Annotated in this window: 13 protein-coding genes; 7 read left to right on the top strand and 6 right to left on the bottom strand. The window is 72.8% G+C overall.

The features are described 5' to 3' along the window. Window positions 1-14: 14 nt before the first annotated feature. From ALA01S_RS04770 to ALA01S_RS04755, 4 genes are all read right to left on the bottom strand, one after another. Window positions 15-3,053: a tripartite tricarboxylate transporter substrate-binding protein gene (locus ALA01S_RS04770; RefSeq protein ID WP_066332716.1), complete on the bottom strand. Its 3,039-nt coding sequence runs from the start codon at window positions 3,051-3,053 to the stop codon at window positions 15-17. Between the two features lie 158 nt (window positions 3,054-3,211). Continuing rightward, window positions 3,212-4,189 (bottom strand): DUF4148 domain-containing protein, encoded by a 978-nt coding sequence (locus ALA01S_RS04765; protein WP_157118762.1) that lies wholly within the window; start codon window positions 4,187-4,189, stop codon window positions 3,212-3,214. 156 nt (window positions 4,190-4,345) lie between these two features. Then, window positions 4,346-5,077, bottom strand: a complete 732-nt coding sequence (gene lolD / locus ALA01S_RS04760; RefSeq protein ID WP_066332702.1) for a lipoprotein-releasing ABC transporter ATP-binding protein LolD — start codon at window positions 5,075-5,077, stop codon at window positions 4,346-4,348. Continuing rightward, window positions 5,070-6,323: a lipoprotein-releasing ABC transporter permease subunit gene (locus ALA01S_RS04755; RefSeq protein ID WP_066332699.1), complete on the bottom strand. Its 1,254-nt coding sequence runs from the start codon at window positions 6,321-6,323 to the stop codon at window positions 5,070-5,072. The genes lolD and ALA01S_RS04755 overlap by 8 nt, the downstream gene beginning before the upstream one ends. Before the next feature lie 70 nt (window positions 6,324-6,393). Here ALA01S_RS04755 and ALA01S_RS04750 point away from each other — a divergent pair, with 70 nt between their 5' ends. The 6 genes from ALA01S_RS04750 to ALA01S_RS04725 all read left to right on the top strand — a co-directional run bounded on the left by ALA01S_RS04750 (window position 6,394) and on the right by ALA01S_RS04725 (window position 13,828). Beyond that, window positions 6,394-7,305 (top strand): hypothetical protein, encoded by a 912-nt coding sequence (locus tag ALA01S_RS04750; protein WP_066332697.1) that lies wholly within the window; start codon window positions 6,394-6,396, stop codon window positions 7,303-7,305. Continuing rightward, complete coding sequence (gene recJ / locus ALA01S_RS04745; protein ID WP_084267222.1) at window positions 7,302-9,032, top strand: single-stranded-DNA-specific exonuclease RecJ; 1,731 nt, start codon at window positions 7,302-7,304, stop codon at window positions 9,030-9,032. Before ALA01S_RS04750 ends, recJ begins: the two co-directional genes overlap by 4 nt. A 231-nt stretch (window positions 9,033-9,263) precedes the next feature. Further along, a complete protein-coding gene (locus ALA01S_RS04740; protein ID WP_084267225.1) occupies window positions 9,264-10,556 on the top strand; it encodes a PQQ-dependent sugar dehydrogenase in 1,293 nt (430 codons plus the stop codon). 19 nt (window positions 10,557-10,575) lie between these two features. Then, window positions 10,576-12,030 carry a PQQ-dependent sugar dehydrogenase gene (locus ALA01S_RS04735; protein WP_305765080.1) on the top strand — a complete coding sequence of 485 codons (1,455 nt, stop codon included), beginning with the start codon at window positions 10,576-10,578 and terminating at the stop codon, window positions 12,028-12,030. A 154-nt stretch (window positions 12,031-12,184) separates the two neighbouring features. Next, window positions 12,185-13,048 carry a 3',5'-nucleoside bisphosphate phosphatase gene (locus ALA01S_RS04730; RefSeq protein WP_066332765.1) on the top strand — a complete coding sequence of 288 codons (864 nt, stop codon included), beginning with the start codon at window positions 12,185-12,187 and terminating at the stop codon, window positions 13,046-13,048. A 150-nt stretch (window positions 13,049-13,198) separates the two neighbouring features. Next, window positions 13,199-13,828: an L-threonylcarbamoyladenylate synthase gene (locus ALA01S_RS04725; RefSeq protein ID WP_066332762.1), complete on the top strand. Its 630-nt coding sequence runs from the start codon at window positions 13,199-13,201 to the stop codon at window positions 13,826-13,828. Between the two features lie 116 nt (window positions 13,829-13,944). Here ALA01S_RS04725 and ALA01S_RS04720 read toward each other — a convergent pair whose 3' ends face one another. Together ALA01S_RS04720 and plsY are read right to left on the bottom strand one after the other, a co-directional pair. Beyond that, window positions 13,945-14,289, bottom strand: coding sequence for a RidA family protein (locus ALA01S_RS04720; RefSeq protein WP_066332694.1), 345 nt, complete (start codon window positions 14,287-14,289; stop codon window positions 13,945-13,947). Next, a complete protein-coding gene (gene plsY, locus ALA01S_RS04715; RefSeq protein ID WP_066332692.1) occupies window positions 14,289-14,996 on the bottom strand; it encodes a glycerol-3-phosphate 1-O-acyltransferase PlsY in 708 nt (235 codons plus the stop codon). The genes ALA01S_RS04720 and plsY overlap by 1 nt, the downstream gene beginning before the upstream one ends. A gap of 141 nt (window positions 14,997-15,137) precedes the next feature. On the opposite strand from plsY, the gene ALA01S_RS04710 reads away from it, so the two are divergent. After that, the gene (locus ALA01S_RS04710; RefSeq protein WP_066332686.1) at window positions 15,138-16,544 is read left to right on the top strand and encodes a DUF3422 domain-containing protein; all 1,407 of its coding nucleotides are present in this window, start codon (window positions 15,138-15,140) and stop codon (window positions 16,542-16,544) included. Window positions 16,545-16,548 lie beyond the last annotated feature (4 nt).

Genomic DNA, 16,548 nt, shown 5'->3' with positions numbered 1-16,548 from the left:
CCGTGCGCGGCCGCTCAGCGCGGCAGCCGCTCCCTGTACGCCCTGGCCGCGTCGAAGTAGCGCTGCAGGTAAGTGCGCGTCTGCTCGTCCGACAGCGGCGTGGCGCAGCTCAGCAACTGGCGGCAGTAGTTGCGCCACTCGGGACCTTGCAGCACTTGCGCCAGCGCCTGGCGCAGCGCCTGCACGCGCTGCGCCGGCATGGCGGCGTGCGCCACCAGGGCGCGAAAGCTCGTGAAGGGCCGCAGGTCAAAACCGAATTCCTGCGCCGCGGGCACCTCCGGGAAGGCCGGGTCGCGCTGCGCGGCCAGCACGGCCAGCGGGCGCAGGCGCCCCTCCTCCAGCAGCTCGGCCACGTCGCCCGGCTCCTCGAACAGCAGCTCCACGCGCTTGTCCAGCACGGCGGCCACGCGCTCGTCGTGCCGCGACACCGGCACGTTGAGCAGCCTCGCGCCGTTCACGCCCAACGCGCGCAAGGCCAGCTCGTCGCGCCCGCCGGCACCGGAGGTGGCCACGCGCAGCCGGTCGGGGTTCTGCTTCGCGTGGTCGAGCACGTCCTGAAGCGTCCGGAAGGGACTGTCGGCCGGGGCGAACAGGAAGGACTCAAAGGTGGACACCACACCCAGCGTCTGGAAGAGCTGCGGACCCACCGTGCCCGTGCCGCCAGCCCACACCCAGACCGTGTTGCCGGCGATGACGGCCAGCGCGTTGGCCGGGTCGGCCGCGGCCAGCAGCCGGGTGAGGCCCGTGTTGCCGGAGGCCCCGGGCACGTTGGCCAGCTCCAGGCTCTGGCCCAGCAGCGGCTCCAGTTGCCGCGCCAGCAGCCGCGCGATGCCGTCGGGGCCGGAGCCGATGCCGTAGGGCACGGTCAGCTCGACGGCGCGGCGCGCATCCGGCGCCCCCGCGGGCGGGCCGAAGAACAGCGCCATCACGTAGCTGATGCTGTCGCGGTAGGCCAGCGGCGCGTTGTCGCGCCAGTTGCGCAGGTAGTCGCTGAAGCTGCCGCCCGGGGCGTCGAGATTGAGGTAGCCCAGCGCTTCCCAGAGCTGCGGGTTCTCCTCGAACAGCGACAGCAGTTGCGTGGCGACGACCTCGTTGCGGTCGCGGTCGTAGGGGCCCTTGCGCAGCACGGGCTCGTTGGCGGCGAACCAGGCGGCCAGGGTCTGGCCCGCCGCCAGGCGGCGGTGCTTCTCGGCCAGGAAGCGGTCGGCGCTGGCCTGCAGCTCCTGCGCGTAGCCCTGCAGCCGCGGGCTGGGCGGCGCGATCTGCCACTCGGCGGCAAAGCGCTGCAGGGTGTAGAGCGAGGCCACCTCGCACAGCGCCTCCTCGAACCACTGGTGGGCACCGGCGGCCTGGAAGTGCGGGTGGCGCTCGTAGTTGGCCATGACGTGGCAGAACTCGTGCGCGAACTCGTAGACGTAGCCGGCCCAGCGGTCGTCGCGCGCGGTGAGCTGCACCTGGTACTCGCCGCGCGGGCCGCGCTCGTAGAGCGAGATGGGCGAGCGCGCGGTGTGCGACACCACGATGGGCGCCAGCGGCCGCCCCGGGATGCGCTGCTGCAGCTCGCGCGCCACGGCCACCAGCACGTCGCGGATGTCGCGCGTGTTGGCGTTGCCCCAGCCGCCTTCGCGCACGGTGATGCGCACGCGCGCGTCCGGCAGCTCGCCGCCGCCGCGCGCGGGCAGCGGCATCACGCGGCCCACGGGCACGGACAGGCCGCGCTCGCGCAGCACGGCCTGCGCGGGCTCGGCCTGCAGCGCCAGCGGCGCCAGGGTGTCCGAGGGCACCTGCCCCGCCTCGTGCAGGTAGGCCATGGTGCCGGCGATGAGGCGGCGGGCGGTGTCGTCGAAGACGAAGGGGAAGGTCATGCGCGGCACGTCCGCCGCGTCCGGCGCCGGCACGCCTTGCACGCCCGCCGGGGCGGTGGCGGGCGACGCGGCGGCCACGGGCGCCGGTGCGGGCGTGGGCGCAGGAGCAAGCGCAGGTGCGGATGCGGATGCGGCGGCGGAGGCCGGCGCAGCGACGGCCGCGGGTGCCGCGTACAGCGCGTTCCACAGCGTGGCGCCATCAAAACCGGCGGTCTGGGCCTGGGCCATGCGCACCACGTCGGCGGCGTTGGCGGGGTCGGCCAGGAAGCGCTGCGCATCCAGCTCCGCGCGCAGCCAGGCCTGGGCGACGTCCGGCCGGCGTTGCAGCAAATCGGCGCGCATGAGCAAAAAACCGCCGTCCTCCAGGCCCAGGTCGCGGCCGCTGGCGATGCGCCGCGCCACGCCCTCCTGCACCAGCCGCGTCGCCACGGGCTCCCACACGGCGGCGGCGTCGATGCGGCCCGCGCGCAGGTTGCTGCTGATGATCTCGATGTTCTGGCCCAGGTAGGCCGCGGGCGCCACCTGGCGGGTGCTGAGCAGCTCGCGGGCGAAGCGGTCGGCGCAACTGTCGCGCGGCGCGGCCAGTTGCGCGCCCTGCAGCGCCTGCGGCGTGGCGGGCCCGTCCACGCGCGCCACCAGCACGTTGCACTGGTCCTGGCCCATGCCCAGCGCGGCCACGAGCTGCAGCGCGTCGGCCGTGCCCTCGGTGCGCGTGGCCGCCACCAGGGCCGACACCGGCCCCATGTAGCCGATGTGCTGCACGCCGGCCTGCAGGGCCGCGGCGATCTTGCGGCCCTGCAGCGCGGGTTCGAACTCCACGGTCGAGCCCTTGGGTAAATAGCGCTCGTAAAAACGCTTGCCGCGCATGACCAGCGCGGACCAGGCGGCGGTGAAGTAAGGCTGGTAGCCCACCACCAGCGCCACGGGCTCGCCGGGACTGCCCAGGCCGGGCCCCGGCGACGGCTTGACGGCGGCGGTGCCGGACGGGAACGCGGGCGGCGGCGCGGACTGCAGTGCCGGCAGCGGCTGCGCGGCAGCGGCGCCCAGGCCGGCCAGCCACAGCAGCCAGCCCGCCAGCAAGCGGGCGGGAAAGCGGGACAGGACGGAGACCGGCGGGCGCGAGCCCGGATGGGGCCAGGCGGCGGACGGGCGGCGCGCGGCGCGCCGGGTGCGCGGGTACTGCTTCACGCCCGCATTGTGAAACCCCGCCGGGTGGCGGGGTGGGTCGGGTGGTAACGGTCCCGACAGCGAACCGGCGCGGCGCCCTGCGGTGGCGCCGCGCCGGTGTCGGCTTCACTTGGGCCGGCCCGCTTCACAGGCCGCGGGCCGGCTCAGGCGTTGGGGGCTCAGTAGGCCGAGGCGTCGGCCGGGCCCTTGTAGACGCGGCCCGCGTGGCTGTTCTCGCCCGGGTCGAGGCGGCGCAGGCCGTCGAGGTCGTTGAAGATCCAGCGGTCGCTGCGCATGGCGGCGTCGCGGTCGGCGGCGACTTGGGCACGGGTGGCCGGGCCGCTGGCGGTGCTGCCGTCATAGCTGCGGCCCGCGGCGCCCTGCGACGAGGAGGTGTCGAAGGTGGACGTCGTCCCGACGGCCGTGCCGTAGGCCGGCGCCTGCGCGCCGGTGCCGGAGGAGGACATGTCGCTGCCCATGCCCGTGGTGCTGGAGGACGAGCCCGTGCCCATGGCACCGGCGGTGGAGGACGCGTCGCTGCCCGTGTCGGTGGTGCCGGAAGTCGTGCCGGCCGCGCCCATGGCGCCCGCGGTGGACGAGGCGTCGCCGCCCATGCCCGTCGTCCCGGAGGACGAGCCGGTGGTGCCCATGGCGCCTGCGCTGGTGGCGGCGTCGCTGCCCGTGCCGGTGGTGCCGGAGGACGCGCCGCTCCCCATGCCGGCAGCCGTGGACGAGGTGTCGGCGCCCATGGTGCCGGCGCTGGTGGCGGCGGCGGGCTCGTTCATGCTGCCGGCGCCTTCATAGCTGCGGCCGGCCGCGCCGCTGTCCGGGGACATGGACGGGCTGCCCGCGGCGACGCCGGAACCGCTGTACGAGGACGACGTGCCGCTGGAAGACGAGCCGTCAGCCACGCTGCTGGTGCTGTCGCTGGTGCCGGCCGGCGGGCCGCTGTAGTTCTTGTCGAAATTCTTGGACGTGGGCGAGCTGGCCCACCAGGTGCCGTAGCTCTGGTCGGTGCGCTCGATCTCGCCGGCGGCCTGGGCGCGTGCCAGCTCGGCCTTGACTTCCGCGCGGGTGAGCGGCTGCTGCGTTTGGGCCATGGCGGAAGTGGCGCCCAAGGCGGCGACGATCAAGGAAGTGAGTACGGAAAGCTTCACGGTCGGGCTCCTTGACGGGCCCGCACTGATTGGGGGCCCGCATCTGCACTTTAGGTTTCCCCACTCGCGCTGCCGACCAAGCGGCTGCTGTGAATGGGGGCTAATCCCTAAGGGCAAACTCCGGGCCCGCCGGCCGCGCCGGCTCGAAGCACCGTGTCAGGAGGGCTGCAGCACGCCTTGCAGCAGCCGCAGCGTGCGGTCGCAGCGCGCGGCCAGGCGCTCGTCGTGCGTGACCAGGACGAAAGCCGTGCCGCGCTCGCGCGCGAGCTCCAGCATGAGGGCGAAGACGGCGTCGGCCGTGTCGCGGTCGAGGTTGCCGGTGGGCTCGTCGGCCAGCACGCAGGCCGGCTGCGACACCAGCGCGCGGGCGATGGCCACGCGCTGGCGCTCGCCCCCGGAGAGCTCGCTGGGCCGGTGCTCCACGCGCGTGGACAGGCCCACGCGGCCCAGCATCTCGCGGGCTTGGGTGCGTGCGACTTCCAGCGCCACGCGGCGCACGCGCAGCGGCATGGCCACGTTGTCCAGCGCGCTGAACTCCGGCAGCAGGTGGTGGAACTGGTAGATGAAGCCCAGGTGCTGGTTGCGCCAGCGGCCCTGCTCGGCGGCGCTCATGGCGGCGAAGTCGCGGCCCAGGAGCTGCACGCGGCCGGCGGTGGGCGCGTCCAGGCCGCCCAACAGGTGCAGCAGCGTGCTCTTGCCGGAGCCCGACGCGCCGACGATGGCCAGGGTGCGCGCGCGCTGGACCTGCAAGGTCACGTCGCGCAGCACCTGCACGTCCAGCGTGCCGTCGTGAAAGCGCTTGGACAGCCCGGTGCAGGAGAGCACCGGCTCGCCGGCATCGCCGAGGGCCGCGGCCGCCGCGGCGTTGGGACGGGAAAGCTCACTCATAGCGCAGCGCCTCCGCCGGGTTGACGCGGCTGGCGCGCCAGCTCGGGTACAGCGTGGCCAGCAGCGCCAGCACCAGCGAGATGAGGACGATGGGCACGATGTCGCCGCGCTGCGGGTCGCTGGGCATGTGGTTGATCACGTAGATGCTGCCGGGCAGGAAATTGACGTTGAGCACCCGCTCGATGGCCGGGACGATGGTGCCCACGTTGAAGGCCACCAGCAGCCCAAGCGCCGTGCCGGCGAAGGTGCCGATGATTCCGGAGGCCGCGCCCTGCACCACGAAGATGCCCATGATGGAGCGCGGGCTTGCGCCCAGGGTGCGCAGGATGGCGATGTCGGCACGCTTGTCCGTGACCGTCATCACCAGCGTGGAGACGAGGTTGAAGGCGGCCACGGCGACGATGAGCGTGAGGATGATGAACATCAGCCGCTTTTCGATCTGCACCGCGTCGAACCAGGCGGCGTTGGTGCGCGTCCAGTCGCGCACGAGCAGGTTGGGCAGGGTGGCGCCGAGCTGCTGCGCCACGTTGCGGGCCTCGTTCACGTCGGCCAGGCGCAGTTGCACGCCGGTGGGGCCCTCCACGCGGAAGAGCTTGGCGGCGTCCTCCACGTGGACCAGGGCCAGCGAGCTGTCGTACTCGTAGTGGCCGGAGGAGAAGACGCCGGCCACCGTGAAGGCGCGAAAGCGCGGCACCACGCCCGCGGGCGTCACCTGCCCGCCCGGGGCCACCAGCGTCACCGTGTCGCCCGGGCCCACGCCCAACTGGCGCGAGAGCTCCAGGCCCAGCACGATCTGCCAGGCGCCGGGCTGCAGCTTGGCCAGCACCGTGTCGCGCAACTGCGCGGCCAGCGGGGTGACGGCGGCCTCCTCGGCCGGGTCTATGCCGCGCACCAGCACGCCGCGCATGGTGTCGCCGCGCGCCAGCAGGGCCTGCGTGGCGATGAAGGGCGCGGCGCCCTGCACCTGCGCGTTGCGCCGCGCCTGGTTGGCCACGGCGCGCCAGTCGGGCAGCGCCGCGCCCGTGGGCTCCAGGATTTCCACGTGCGAGATCACGCTGAGCATGCGTTCGCGCACTTCCTTCTGAAAGCCGTTCATGACCGACAGCACGATGATCAGCGCCGCCACGCCCAGGGCGATGCCCAGCATGGACACGCCGGAAATGAAGGATATGAAGCGGTTTCGCCGCCCGGCCCGGCCCGCGCGCGTGTAGCGCCAGCCGATCTGCCATTCGTAAGGCATTTGCATGGGCCGGCATCGTAGCGGGCGGCATGGGCGGCTCCGGCGCGGCGCGCGGCGGCCCGGATAATTCGGCGCCATGCAACTGCTGATTCCCTTTGCCGCCCCCTTGTCCGACGCCGGGGCGCGAGCCCTGAAGTCGCTGCAGCTGCCTCACCTGGACGCGCTGCTGTCGCACTGGCGCGAGGCCGAACGCGACGCGGGCGACGAAAGCTCCCTCTCCCCGCCGCACGAACGCGCCCTGGCCCGCGCGCTGGGCTGGAGCGTCACCGACGGCCTGATCCCCTGGGCCGCGCGCGACGCCGCGGCGGCCGGGCTGGACGCGAGCCTGCCCTGGGGACGCCTCACGCCCGCGCACCTGCTGCTGGGCAGCGACCACATCGGCCTGACCGACCCGGGCGCCCTGGCCCTGGAGCCCTGGGAGTCGCGCCGCTTCTTCGACGCGCTGCACGAGCTCTTCGCCTCCGAAGGCTTCACCTTGCACTGGGTGAGCGACCTGAACTGGCTGGTGTCGCACCCGCTGTTGAAAGACCTGCCCACGCTGGCGGCCGACCGCGCCATTGGGCACGCGCTGCACAGCGACATGCCGGCGCAGCCGCGGCTGGTGCGGCGGCTGCTCAACGAGGTGCAGATGCTGCTGTTCAACCACCCGCTCAACGAGTCGCGCGAGGCGCGCGGCGAGCTGCCCATCAACGCGCTGTGGCTCAGCGGCTGCGGCGCGGCCCAGGCCGAGCGCACCACAGGCGCGCCGCGCGTGGACGAGCGGCTGCGCACGCCCGCGCTCCACGAGGACTGGGACGCCTGGCGCGCCGCCTGGACGGCGCTGGACGAAGCATGCATCGCCCCCCTGGCCACCCACCCCGAAGGCCGCCTGGTGCTGTGCGGCGAGCGCGGCGCGGTGGCCCTGGAGGCCCAACCCAAGCGCTGGTGGCAGCGCCTGTCCGGCGGCGCGCGCGCCGGGCGCGCCGCCGCGCTGCTGGAGACGCTATGACCACCCCCATGCTGGAAATGCGCGACGTGCCCCCGCGCGCGGTGCACGCGCTGGAACAGGCGGGCGTGCACCCGCTGCTGGCGCGGCTGTTCGCCGCGCGCGGCGTGAGCTCGCCGCAGGAGCTGGACGACGGGCTCAACCGCCTGCTGCCCCCCGCCTCGCTGCACGGCAGCGCCGAGGCCGCGCGGCTGCTGGCCGACATGATCGACGCGGGCAAGCACATCTGCGTGGTGGCCGACTACGACTGCGACGGCGCCACCGCCTGCGCCGTGGCGCTGCGCGGGCTGCGCATGTTGGGCGCGGCGCCGCAGGCCGTCTGCTACGTCGTCCCCGACCGCGCCGTGCACGGCTACGGGCTGAGCCCCACCATCGTGGACCTGGCGCTGCCGCTCAGGCCGGACCTGCTGGTCACCGTGGACAACGGCATCGCCAGCATGGCGGGCGTGGCGCATGCGCGCGCGCTGGGCATGGCGGTGCTGGTGACGGACCACCACCTGCCCGCCGTGGAGGACGGTCAGGTGCAGCTGCCGGCGGCCGACGTCATCGTCAACCCCAGCCAGCCGGGCTGCGCCTTCGAAAGCAAGTCGCTGGCGGGCGTGGGCGTGATGTTCTACGTGCTGCTGGCGCTGCGCGCGGAGCTGCGCGCGCGCGGGCGCTTCGACCAAGCCACGCAGCCGCGGCTGGACGCGCTGCTGGACCTCGTAGCCCTGGGCACGGTGGCCGACGTGGTCAAGCTGGACGCCAACAACCGCCGCCTGGTCGCCCAGGGCTTGAAGCGCATACGCGCCGGGCGCATGCAGCCGGGCGTGCAGGCGCTGTTCACCGCGGCGGGGCGCGACCCGCAGCGCGCCAGCGCCTTCGACTTCGGCTTCGCGCTGGGCCCGCGCGTCAACGCCGCCGGGCGCCTGGCGGACATGACGCTGGGCATCGAATGCCTGCTCACCGACGACCCGGCGCGCGCGCGGGACCTCGCGCAGAAGCTGGACGCCATCAACCGCGAGCGCCGCGAGGTCGAGGCCGGCATGCGCGAGCAGGCCGAGCACCTGCTGGCGCAGCTCGCCCCCGAGGGCAAGGAAGTGGACGCCCCCGCCGCCGTGGCGCTGTACGACCCCGACTTCCACGAGGGCGTGGTGGGCATCGTGGCCGGGCGGCTCAAGGAGCGGCTGAACCGCCCGACCTTCGTGTTCGCGCGTGGGCAGGACGGCCTGCTCAAGGGGTCGGGCCGCTCCATCCCCGGCTTTCACCTGCGCGACGCGCTGGACCTGGTGAGCAAGCGCGCGCCGGGGCTGCTGGTGAAGTTCGGCGGCCACGCCATGGCCGCGGGCTGCACGCTGGCCGAGGCCGACTTCCCCCGCTTTGCCGCGCTGCTGGTGGCCGTGGCGCAGGAGCAGCTCGACGCCGCCGCGCTGCAGCGCCGGCTGCCCGTGGACGGATCGCTGCCGCCGCAGTACTTCGACGCGCCCACCGTCATGGCGCTGGAGGAGCAGGTCTGGGGCCAGGCCTTCGACGCGCCGCTGTTCTGCGACGAGGTGGAAGTCATCGCGCAGCGCCTGGTGGGCGAGCGCCACACCAAGCTGCGCCTGAAGCTGCACGGCGTGCTGCGCGACGCCATCTGGTTCAACCACGTGGACCCGCTGCCCGCCACGGCGCGGCTGGCCTACCGCGTGGCGCTGGAAACCTGGCAGGGCCAGCAGCGGCTGCAAATGGTGGTGCAGGCGCAGGCCTGACGCTTCGAAAGCGCTGAGCGCCGCTGCACAGCCGCAATTGCGCGGCGTACACCAGCACCACACACGTAAGAGCCTTTGCAAGGCATTGCGCACTCCCGCACAAGCGGGGGTGTTGCCGGGCGCACGCCCCATGCTGGGCACATCAACTGCTGAAAACGCATGTCGCCATGCCGCCACAAGAGCGGCCCAAAGGCGATGCAGTTTTTCGAAAAGAACGTCGTTGAGGTGTTTATGCGTGAACAGCAGTGCGCGGGCGAGCCCGCGCGCGCCGCGAATTTGTCGCGGCGCGGAGCCCTAGGCCGGCTGGCCGGCTGGGGTGGTGTGGCGGGCCTGGGCGGCGCGTCGGCGCTGCTGGCGGGCTGCGGCGGCGGGGGCGACGGCGGCATGGCCGAATCGCCCGCGGCGCTGGAGAGCGCGGCGCAAGTGGCCGATACGGCCGCCAGCGCCGAGGCCGCGGCGCTGCCCGCGGCGCGCGTGGTACGCGCGGGGCTCAACCACCCGTGGGGGCTGGACTTCCTGGGCGACGGCAGCCTGCTCGTGACCGAGCGCGCCGGGCGGCTGCGCCGCATCAGCGCCGACGGCAGCAGCATGAGCAGCATCAGCGGGCTGCCGCCGCGCATCTTCGTGGGCGGCCAGGGCGGGCTGCTGGACGTGATCGTGGAGCACTTGGGCGGCGACACCTGGGTGTACCTGAGCTACACCGAGCGCGGCACGGGGCCGCAATACAACACCGCGGGCCTCGCCGTGGCGCGTGCGCGGCTGGTGGCCGGCGCCTTGCGCGACCTGGCCGTGATCTTCCGCGCCAGCCCCAAGGTGACGGTCAGCAACATGTCCAACTACGGCGGGCGCATGGCGCTGGCCGGCACCAAGCTGTTCGTCTCGTTGGGCGACCACTTCACTGACGCGGAGCGCATCAGGGCGCAGTGGTTGGGCGCGCACCACGGCAAGATCGTCCGCATCAACCGCAACGGCAGCGTGCCGGCGGACAACCCCTTCGTGGGCCAGCCCGGCGCACTGCCGGAGATCTGGAGCCGCGGGCACCGCAACCCGCAGGGGCTGACCTTCAACCCGTTCACGGGCGAGCTGTGGTCCTCGGAGCACGGGCCGCAGGGCGGCGACGAGATCAACGTGATCGAGCGCGGGCAGAACTACGGCTGGCCGCGCATTTCCTACGGCTGCGAGTACGGCACGACGGTGGGCGCGTGCACGGTGGTGGGTGGCAAGCGCGAGCTGACCGGAATGGAGCAGCCGCAGACCTGGTGGGTGCCCACCTCCATCGCGCCCAGCGGCATCAGCTTCTACGACGGCGCCATGTTCCCCGAGTGGCGCGGCAACCTGTTCGTGGCCGCGCTCAAGGACACCTCGCTGTGGCGGCTCACGCTCAGCGGACGCAAGGTGGTGTCGCGCAGCGCCCTCTACCGGGGCCTGGGCAGGCGCATGCGCCACGTGCGCCAGGCGCCTGACGGAGCCCTGCTGGTACTGACCGACGAAGACAACGGGCGCATCTTGCGCATCGCCCGCTGAAAGACGAGGAGCCCACGCCGTGAAACGACGCATTGAAGCCTTGTCCTGCCCGGCCACCCCCGAGGACCGCCCGGCCGGCGCGACCGAAGCCCCCCTTCCTTCATCCCTGCCCCGGCGCCTGCAATGGCTGTGGGGCGCCGCCGTGGCGCTGAGCGTGGCCGTTTCCGGCTGCGGCGGCGGTGGCGGCAGTGGCGCCACCGAGGTGCCGGCCCCAGCGCCCACGCCGGCGCCGGCCCCCAAGCCCGTGCCCTCGCCCAACCCGCCGGCCCCGGCCCCGGCACCCGTGCCTGCCCCGGCTCCGACGCCGGTGCCCGCGCCAGCCCCGACACCGGCGCCAGCCCCTGCTCCGACGCCGGCACCCGCGCCCGCACCGACGCCTGCGCCAGCCCCCGGCCCGGCGGTGGTTGAGAGCTTCCGCGACGGCCTGGTGCGGCCGTGGGCACTGGCCTTCCTGCCGGACGGCAGCATGCTGGTGACGGAGCGGCCGGGCCGGCTGCGCCGGCTCAGCGCCGACGGGCTCACGCTGTCGGTGCCCATCACGGGGCTGCCCGCCATCAAGGCCAGCACGCTGGCGGCCGAACCGCCGCTGCAGGCCGGCCTGTTCGACGTGGTGCTGGACCCGGGCTTTGCCACGAACCGCCTTGTCTACCTGAGCTACGTCGAGGCCGGCAGCGGCGACACCGACGGCGTGGCCGTGTGGCGCGCGCAGCTCTCGGCGGACTACACCACGCTCACGGGCGGCACCGTCATCTACCGCCAACTGCCCAAGATAGCCGGCGAGCGCAACTACGGCGGCAAGCTGCTCTTCGACCGCAGCGGGCAGCTGCTGCTGACCTTGGGCGACCGCTTCGATGCCGCCACGCGCGACCAGGCGCAGATCCCGTCCAGCGGACTGGGCAAGATCGTGCGCATCACCACCAGCGGCACCGCCGCGCCGGGCGACCCGGTGGTGGCGGGCGCCGTCGCGGGGCTGTGGAGCTGGGGCCACCGCAACCCGCAGGGCCTGGCCATCCACCCCGTCACGGGCGCCCTGTGGGAGGCCGAGCACGGGCCGCAGGGGGGCGACGAGATCAACATCGTGCTGCCCGCCCACAACTACGGCTGGCCGCTGATCTCCTACGGCTGCGAGTACGGCGCCACGCCCGTGGACAGTTGTCCCAAGGTGGGCGGCGCCAGCGCGGCGCCGGGGCTGGACCAGCCGCTGACGTGGTGGGGGCCCACCTCCATCGCGCCCGGGGGCATCAGCTTCTACACGGGCGCCGGCTTCCCGGAATGGCAGGGCAACCTGTTCGTGGCCGCGCTGGCGGACAAGGCGCTGTGGCGTCTTACCGTCAGCACCACCGGCGTGCTGAGCCGCGAGCGGCTGTTCGGCGACCTGGGCAAGCGCATCCGCGACGTGCGCCAGGGCCCCGACGGCTGGCTCTACCTGCTCACCGACGAGGACGCCGGCCAGATCCTGCGCGTGCGGCGCTGAGCGCTGGCGACGCCGGCCTGCCCGCCCACGCGGGCGGGCAGGCCGGCAGCATGGCGGCGTGATGGTCCCGCGTAGGGCATCGATCACGCCGCCATCCTGCGCGAAGGGCCGTTCAAGCTCGGGAAAACCCCCGGCTCCCTACAATTCAGGGGTGATTGATCCCCTTGCACTCAACGCCGACCTGCACTGCCACTCCGACGTGTCCGACGGCACGCTGACCCCGGAGGGCGTCGCGGCCCGCGCCCACGCCAACGGCGTGCAACTGTGGTCGCTGACCGACCACGACGAAACCGGCGGCCAGCACCGCGCCCGCCGGGCCGCGCTGGAGCTGGGCATGCCCTTTCTCAGCGGCGTGGAAATCTCCGTGACCTTCGCGGGCAAGACGGTGCACATCGTCGGCCTGGGCTTTGACATCGACGACGCGGCGCTGCGCGACGGCCTGGCAGCCACGCGCGGCGGGCGCAGCGATCGCGCGCGCGAGATGGGGCAGTCGCTGGAGGCCGCGGGCATTGCCGGCGCCTACGAGGGTGCGCTCAAGTACGCCTCCAACCCCGACTTGGTGTCGCGCACGCACTTCGCGCGCTTCCTGGTGGAAAGCGGCGTGTGCGCCAGCACGCCGGAGGTGTTCCGCCACTACCTGGCCGAGGGCAAGCCGGGCTTCGTCCCGCACCGCTGGGCCACGCTGTCGGACGCGGTGCGCTGGATACGCGGCGCGGGCGGCATGGCCGTCATCGCCCACCCGGGCCGCTACAACTTCTCGCCGGTGGAGGAGTTCGCCTTCTTCACCGAGTTCAAGCAGCTGGGTGGCGAGGGCGTGGAAGTGGTCACCGGCAGCCACCGCCCCGACGAGTACCCCAAGTACGCCGGGCTGGCGCGCGAGTTCGGCTTCTACGCCTCGCGCGGCAGCGACTTTCACAGCCCCGACGAAAGCCACACCGACCTGGGCACGCTGGCGCCGCTGCCGGGCGGTTTGATCCCTGTTTGGGAGCTGCTGGCCGAGCGCGTGCACACGCCCTGAGTGCGGCCCCGGCGCCGCATGGCGCGGGCGGGGTTCTTGCTTTGAACTTGGCATCCGACACGGGGGCGCTTCCCCGAAGGGGGATGCATGCACTGCCTGACCTTGCCCTGGCTGCCGCCCGTGTGGCGTCCGAAGCGGACAATCCTGCCCATGTCCCAGTACTTCGAACTCCATCCCGACGATCCGCAGCCGCGCCTGCTCAAGCAGGCTGCGCAAATCCTGCACGGCGGCGGCATCTGCGCACTACCCACGGACTCCAGCTACGCGCTGGTGTGCCACCTGGACGACAAGTCCGCGGCCGAGAAGCTGCGCCGCATCCGGCAGGTGGATGAAAAACACCACCTGACGCTGCTGTGCCGCGACCTGTCCGAGCTGGCGAGCTACGCCCGCGTGGACAACCAGCAATACCGGCTGCTCAAGCTGGCCACGCCGGGGCCCTTCACCTTCATCCTGGAGGCGACCAAGGAAGTGCCGCGCCGGCTGTCGCACCCCTCGCGCCGCACCATCGGATTGCGCGTGCCCGAGCACCGCGTGGCGCAGGCGCTGCTGGAGCAGTTGGGCCAGCCGCTGCTGGCCACCACGCTGATCCTGCCCGGCGACGACGACCCGCTCAACGACCCGCACGAGATTCGCGAGCGGCTGGAAAAGCAGATCCAGGTGGTGCTGGACGCGGGCGCCTGCCCCATGGAGCCCACCACCGTGCTGGACCTCTCCGGCGACGAGCCGGTGCTGGTGCGCCAGGGGCGCGGGGATGCGTCGGCGCTGGGGCTGGACCTTTAAAGCCATCAGCCGCGGCTTGGGACGTCCCAAACCGGCGCCCGCACACCGCCCTACCCGGAAGCAAAACGGCCGCCCAACCATGCGTTGGGCGGCCGTTTCACTGTGCGCTGCAGCTTTTACAAGGCCGCCGTCGCCACGATTTCCAGCTTCCAGTCCGGGTTGGCCAGGGCGGCCTGCACGGTGGCGCGCGGGGGCGCCTGGATGTCGGCGACCCAGCGGTCCCAGACGGCGTTCATGGCCGGGAAATCGGCCAGGTCCTGGATGAAGATCTGCACCATCAGCAGCCGGCTCTTGTCGGTGTGGGCGCGCGCCAGCAGCGCGTCGATCTGGTCCAGCACCTGCTGCGTCTGCCCGGCCATGTCGGCCGTGGCGTCGCTGGGCACCTGGCCGGCCAGGAACACGGTGCCGTTGTGCACGGCCATCTCCGACAGGCGCGCGCCGACGTCAAATCGCTGAACCATTACTTCACTCCTTTGTGCTTGCGGTGTTGCTTGTGTCCTGCGTGGCCGCCGGCCGCGTGCTTGTGTGCAGCCGCCGCACCACTGTTGGGCGTCGTGGCGGCCTTCTGGCCGATGCGGCTCTCGGTGCCGGCCAGCAGCTTCTTGATGTTGGCGCTGTGGCGCCACACCAGCAGCAGGCCCATGACGGCCACGGCCAGCGCCGCGGGGCTGGCGCCCCAGATCAGCAGCTCATAAAAGGGCGCGAACAGCGCGGCCACGATGGCGGCCAGCGAGGAGTAGCGGAAGAAGTAGGCGATGGCCAGCCAGGTGGCCAGCGTGGCCAGCGCCAGCAGCGGGTTCAGGCCCAGCAGCACGCCCAGCGCCGTGGCCACGCCCTTGCCGCCCTGGAAGCGGAAGAACACCGGCCACAGGTGGCCCAGGAAAGCGGCCAGGCCGACGAAGGCGATGGTGGTGTCCGAGAGGCCCAGGCGCGGCGCCAGGGCTTGGGCGATGAGCACGGCGGCCGTGCCCTTGAAGGCGTCGAAGGCCAGCGTGAGCGCCGCGGCCTTGCGGTTGCCCGACCGCAGGACGTTGGTGGCGCCTGGATTCTTGGAGCCGTAGCTGCGCGGATCGGCCAAGCCCATGAAGCGGCTCACGATCACCGCAAAGGACAGCGACCCCAGCAGGTACGCCCCCAGCAACGCCAGCAGGCCAAACAGCAGCTCCATGTCCCTTGTTCGCGGATCGCAGGCAGTTAGACAGCCCGCCAGTGTAAGCGGCGGGCCAGGTTGTTCCTATTGACAGCCTCGTGCAAGGCGCCGTTACACGCGCCCATTACAGTGTCAACCCTTGGAGGTTTGACGCAGCGCATGAACACCCTCACCGACGACGCCCCGCACGCGGCCGCACCCGCCGTCCCCGTGGCCTGGCTGCCGCGCAGCCACACCGAGCTGCACGGCGAGCTGCACGCCCGCCCGGCGCTGCCGGTACGCACGCCCAGCGTGGTGTCGTCCTGGGCACAGTGGGGCATGAGCGCGGCGCAGGCGGAAAGCGCCTTGACCGAACTCTGCCGCGCCAGCGGCGAGCCCGAGCCCCCGCCCGGCGCGCGCCACCACGTGCTGCACACGCCGCGCTTCGAGATGCGCTTCGAGCGCCACGGCGAGTTCGTGAGCTGGCAGGTCAACCGCCCGCTGCACCTGCCCGGCGGCACGCCCGCGGACGGCGCGCTGGACGAGCTGCTGGAGCATGCCTCGGCCACCGAGCTGCTGCCCTCGGCGTTCGTGCGCGCCCTGGCGCCGCCGGAAGGCGCGCCCATGATCGCCGCCACCCACGTGCTGCTGCTGCAGGCCGACGAGGACAGCCTGCCGCTGCTGCGCCGGCGCATCTCCACCGCGCTGGGCAGTTGCAGCGGCCACCTGTGCGAGGACGGCGCGCCGCTGCTGGGCGCCGTCATCGCCGACGGCCAGGGCGTGGTCTTCACGGACCTGCGCCTGCGCGGCGACGGCTTCACGCGCTTCGTCCTGCTGGACATGGGGCTGCCCACCGACCAGGCCGCGCGCGAGGCGCAGCGCCTGTGCGAGATAGAGACCTACCGCATGCTGGCCATGCTGGGCTTCCCGGTGGCGCAGAAGGAGGCGCAGTCCCTGGCGCACCTGGAGCGCACGCTGCAGCGCACGGTGGATGCCATGGCCAACGACGACTCGCTCGACGACGCCGCGGCCTTCGAGACGCTGACCAAGCTGGCCGCCGAGATCGAGCACGGCGCCGCGCGCACGCGCTACCGCTTCTCGGCCACGCGGGCCTATCACCAGATCGTCCAGCGCCGCCTCTCGGACCTGCGCGAGCGCCGCATCGAGGGTGTGCAGACGCTGTCGGGCTTCTTCGGCCGCCGCTTCGCACCGGCCATGGCGCTGTGCGAGAGCACGGACGCGCGGCTCACCGACGTGGCCGACCGCATCAACCGCGCCGTGAGCCTGGCCCGCGTGCGCGTGGAGGTGCAGCGCGAGGCGGGCAACCAGGAGGTGTTCAAGCTCCTGGCCCACCGCCAGCAGCAGCAGCTCCGGCTGCAGCAGACGGTGGAAGGCTTGTCCGTGGTCGCCATCAGCTACTACGCGCTTGGGCTGGTGGGCTACCTGGCCAAGGCGGCCAAGGGCGTGCCGGCACTGGCCGCTGTGATGCCGCCGGCCGACGTGGTGGTGGGCCTGGCCGTGGCGCCGGTGGTGGGCTCGGTGTGGTGGTTCCTCAAGCAACTGCACCAGCGTCTGGGTAACCACTGATTCA

The sequence above is a fragment of the Azohydromonas lata NBRC 102462 genome (assembly GCF_001571085.1).
In the GTDB taxonomy this organism is placed as follows: domain Bacteria; phylum Pseudomonadota; class Gammaproteobacteria; order Burkholderiales; family Burkholderiaceae_C; genus Azohydromonas; species Azohydromonas lata.
Note: the sequence above shows the minus strand (reverse complement) of the source record. Positions and strands in the feature narration are given on the sequence as shown.